We start from the raw sequence: 4,792 nt of genomic DNA on the forward strand, positions 1-4,792 counted from the left end.
CCTTTGTTTAAAATTAATGCCAATAAAAAATCAAGTGCTTATTGTAAAAAAGGTTTAAATATTTAAGATTCTGTAGCAAAATCATTTCTTTTTAAAATAAACCAGTTGCACTCAAAGGGCTAAATATAAGTATTATTCAACACGAAATTCTTATTTTTTTTAAATTTTGACAAAAAAAAGAAGCTGTTGTGAGCAGCTTCTTTATCGTATTAAAAATTAGGAGATAAATCGTATTTCTTATAAAAGGCATCAATTACTGCTACAACTTCATCTTCGGTATCTACAATTTTAATTAAGTCTAAATCCCCAGGACTCACTGTTTTTTCTTTTTCTACAAGTACGGTTTTTACCCAGTCTAACAGCCCAGACCAAAAACTGCTACCTACCAGAATAATAGGGAATTTTCCAATTTTCTTCGTTTGAATCAGCGTTATAGCTTCAAAAAGTTCGTCTAGTGTTCCAAAACCTCCTGGCATAACCACAAATCCTTGCGAATATTTCACAAACATTACTTTGCGTACAAAGAAATAATCAAAGTTTAAGTTTTTATCCGTGTCAATATACGGGTTAAAATGCTGCTCAAAAGGCAGCTCAATATTCAATCCTACCGATGTTCCACCGCCTAAATGCGCACCTTTATTTCCAGCTTCCATAATTCCAGGACCACCGCCAGTAATTACTCCGTAACCCGCTTTACTAATTTTGTAAGCAATTTTTTCTGCCAATAAGTAATTCGGATCCTCTGGTTTGGTTCTCGCAGATCCAAAAATAGACACACAAGGACCTATTCGCCCCATGCTTTCGTACCCATTTACAAACTCCGACATGATTTTAAAAATCGCCCAGCTGTCGTTAGTACGTATTTCATTCCAATCTTTCTGCTTCAATCGGTCTTGGATTACTTTATCCTCATCATTATCAAAATCTTCTAATCTCATATTCTGTATTTTAATTATCTTTTCTATTTTTTTTCAGGAGCTTTATCCTGCTGTCCGTTCTATCTTTTTATTTTTTTAAGAAAAAAATAAAAAGGATGCCACTTCCATCAGGGCTAAAAATCGAGCCTGCTAAAGTAATTCTTTTTTTAAAACTGAAGCGTACTGCTTTACCACTTTTTTATTCCCCTCCTTTGGAGGGGTGCTCGCAGGGCGGGGTGGATTTTTATAGGTACATTTTCAAATCTCATTCACTTAACTACCAAACTCCAAAATAATATATTGCTCCAGCTCATTCATCACATTATTCAAATCATGCTTTATCCTTGAATCAGAAATTCGGTATACTTTTAAACCTAAAGATAGAAGATACTCTTCTCTTTTTTTATCGTATTCTTCCTTGTTTTCATGGCTCGAACCGTCAATTTCGATTACTAACCCCAAGGTTTTTACATAAAAATCTACTATATAGTTACCTATGATTCTTTGTCTGTCAAAATCTATTTTTAAAATATTCCTTTATGAACTTGCAACCAAAAAATCACTTCTGAAAGCACACCTGCTTTGCGTAATGCTCTAGCTCTGTTTTTTAATTTTATGTTGTAGGGTAAGTTTTCGATGAAATCCCTATAAATTGGTTTCCCGTTTATATAAGCGGCTATTTCGCGATTACTTTCCATACGATTTGTTCATTTAAATTCCCCTGATAGTAGAGGTTACTATTAAGGTGGTGCCGTTACTAGATTACAATTTACATAAAAAAGCTAATTTTTGCAAAAAATTAAAATATCTAAAAACTACCCCGCCCGCCGCGGCGGGCACCCCTCCAGAGGAGGGGAATTAAACCAACTCTTTCTTTAAAAACTGTGCGGTATAGCTTTTTTTGCTTTTCGCTACTTCTTCAGGCGTGCCTTTTGCAATCAACTGACCGCCGCCTTTTCCGCCTTCAGGACCAATATCAATAATGTAATCAGCTAGTTTAATTACGTCCATATTGTGCTCAATAATTAGGATCGTATTTCCTTTGTCAACCAATTTGTTAATCACTTCCATCAGCACTCTAATATCCTCAAAATGGAGTCCTGTCGTAGGTTCGTCCAAGATGTAAAACGTATTTCCAGTATCTTTTTTAGACAATTCACCTGCTAACTTGATACGTTGCGCTTCACCTCCAGAAAGTGTGGTACTCTGTTGTCCTAGAGTGATATAACCCAAACCTACATCTTGTAAGGTTTTAACTTTTCTATATATCTTCGGGATATTTTCAAAAAATGGAACAGCCTCATCAATAGTCATGTTCAACACATCCGAAATGGATTTTCCTTTGTATCTTATTTCTAGTGTTTCTCTATTAAAACGTTTTCCTTGACAGGTCTCGCATTCCACGTACACATCAGGTAAAAAGTTCATTTCTATTGTTCGAACACCTGATCCTTCGCAGGTTTCGCAGCGTCCTCCTTTTACATTAAAGCTAAAACGTCCTGCTTTATATCCCCGAATCATACTTTCAGATGTCATCGTAAATAGGTTTCTGATTTCTGTAAAAACTTCGGTGTAAGTTGCTGGATTACTACGTGGTGTTCTACCAATCGGGCTTTGGTCAATATCAATCACTTTATCGATATGTTCTAAACCTTCAATTTTTTTGTACGGTTGTGGTTTCTTAACACCATTAAAATAATAGGCATTCAAAATAGGGTAGAGCGTCTCGTTGATCAAAGTCGATTTTCCACTTCCCGAAACTCCCGTCACACAAATCATTTTGCCCAAAGGCAACTCAATCGAAACATTTTTTAGATTATTTCCAGTAGCTCCAGATAGTTTCAGGAATTTTCCGTTGCCTTCTCTCCGTTTTTTAGGAACTTCAATTTTCATCTCGCCATTCATATACATCGCTGTAATAGTATGGTGTTTCAAGATTTCGGCAGGCGTTCCTTTACTAATGATTTCACCACCGTATTTTCCGGCTTTGGGTCCAATATCAATCACATAATCAGCGCGTTCTATCATGTCTTTGTCATGTTCCACCACCACTACTGAATTCCCTATGTCTCGCAACTGCTCTAGCGATTGAATAAGTTTTTCATTGTCTCGCTGGTGTAAGCCAATACTCGGTTCATCCAAAATATACAACACACCAACCAACTGAGAACCAATTTGAGTAGCCAAACGAATGCGCTGTGCTTCACCTCCTGAAAGTGATTTCGAGCTTCGGCTTAAAGCCAAATAATCCAAGCCTACATTCATCAAGAAATGCAAACGATCCTTAATCTCTTTGATTACTTCAGTGGCAATACGCTGCTGTTTATCAGATAAATGATTGTCTAAATCTTTGAACCAAGCAGTCAAATCCGAAATGTCCATGTCGCACAATTCGGTGATGTTTTTTGTGTTGATTTTAAAGAATTTGGCTTCTTTTTTTAATCGGGAACCTTCACAAACAGGACATTTTATCTCGTCCATGAATTCTTTTGCCCAACGCTTGATCGTGGCTGAACCACTTTCATCGTATTGGTTTTTTATGAAATGCGAAATTCCTTCAAAATCAATTTTATATTCTTTGGTAACCCCAGCTGTTTTCGATTCGATGCTAAATTTTTCTTTACCACCATTCAAAATCATTTCCATGGCCTCAGCTGGAATGGTTTCAATGGCATCAGTCAATTTAAAACCAAATTTTTCACCAATAGTTTCCAATTGCTTAAAAATCCAAGAGCTTTTGTATTCGCCTAAAGGGGCAAAACCACCCGCTTTAATAGATAATTTTGGGTTTGGAACAATTTTTTTACTGTTGACTTCATTCACAGTTCCAAGTCCGTTGCAATGATCACAAGCTCCTTTTGGAGAATTGAAAGAAAATAAATTAGGTTCTGGATTTTGATAGGATATTCCGGTGCTAGGACACATCAAGTTCCGACTAAAATAGCGCACCTCATTCGAATCTTGGTCGAGAACCATCAATACATTTTCACTTTGATTCATGGCGGTATTGATGCTTTCCATCAAACGTTTGGCGTTATCTGGTGTGTCTTCTATTACCATTCGATCCACAACAATTTCAATGTCGTGTGTTTTGTAACGGTCGAGCTTCATCCCAAGAGTAATATCAAGCACGTCGCCATTGACACGAACTTTCAAGAACCCTTGCTTAGCAATTTGTTGAAAAAGCTCTGCGTAATGTCCTTTTCGAGCTCTAATTACGGGAGCCAAAATATTGATTCGTTTTCCTGCAAAATCCTGAATAATCAAATCCTTAATTTGTTCATCAGAGTAAGAAACCATTTTTTCTCCGGTGTTGTAACTATAGGCATCGGCACCACGAGCATAAAGCAAACGCAAGAAATCATAAATTTCAGTTATTGTTCCTACCGTAGAACGCGGACTTTTACTGGTTGTTTTTTGTTCAATAGCAATCACAGGCGAAAGCCCGTCAATTTTATCAACATCAGGACGTTCTAGTCCACCCAAAAACTGACGTGCATAGGCAGAAAACGTTTCTACATAACGGCGTTGCCCTTCGGCATAAATGGTATCAAAAGCTAAGGAGGATTTCCCGGAACCTGAAAGACCGGTAATTACAACCAGTTTTTCTCTTGGAATGGAAACATCTATATTTTTTAAGTTGTGCACGCGAGCGCCTTGAACTTCAATGGTATTGTCTTTGTCTAGCATAATTTTTTGCAAAAAAGCAAAGTTACCATTTTGATTTGTTCTTTTGATGCAACAGTTTAGAAGTTTGTGTTAAAATGGGACATAAAAAAACGCTAATTGTGGTTAGCGTTTTTACATATAATGGTTAATTATGCTCATAATTTATATCATTTAATGTCTTTTTTTAATTTCGGATAGATTCTTTA

4 protein-coding genes are annotated in these 4,792 nt (G+C 36.6%); all 4 read right to left on the reverse strand.

Translation table 11 applies throughout. The annotated features are described in order from the left end of the window. Positions 1-209: 209 nt before the first annotated feature. Positions 210-938: a TIGR00730 family Rossman fold protein gene (locus FPG59_RS13940; RefSeq protein ID WP_086455190.1), complete on the reverse strand. Its 729-nt coding sequence runs from the start codon at positions 936-938 to the stop codon at positions 210-212. Between the two features lie 252 nt (positions 939-1,190). Next, entirely contained in the window at positions 1,191-1,448 is a 258-nt protein-coding gene (locus FPG59_RS16995; protein ID WP_369596824.1) for an endonuclease domain-containing protein, read from the reverse strand. Continuing rightward, positions 1,442-1,615 (reverse strand): hypothetical protein, encoded by a 174-nt coding sequence (locus tag FPG59_RS17000; protein WP_254906713.1) that lies wholly within the window; start codon positions 1,613-1,615, stop codon positions 1,442-1,444. Before FPG59_RS17000 ends, FPG59_RS16995 begins: the two co-directional genes overlap by 7 nt. 160 nt (positions 1,616-1,775) lie before the next feature. Beyond that, the gene (uvrA, locus tag FPG59_RS13955) at positions 1,776-4,607 is read right to left on the reverse strand and encodes an excinuclease ABC subunit UvrA (RefSeq protein WP_086455192.1); all 2,832 of its coding nucleotides are present in this window, start codon (positions 4,605-4,607) and stop codon (positions 1,776-1,778) included. Between the last annotated feature and the right edge of the window lie 185 nt (positions 4,608-4,792).

The sequence above is a fragment of the Flavobacterium sp. FPG59 genome, from assembly GCF_002150205.1.
In the GTDB taxonomy this organism is placed as follows: Bacteria; Bacteroidota; Bacteroidia; order Flavobacteriales; family Flavobacteriaceae; genus Flavobacterium.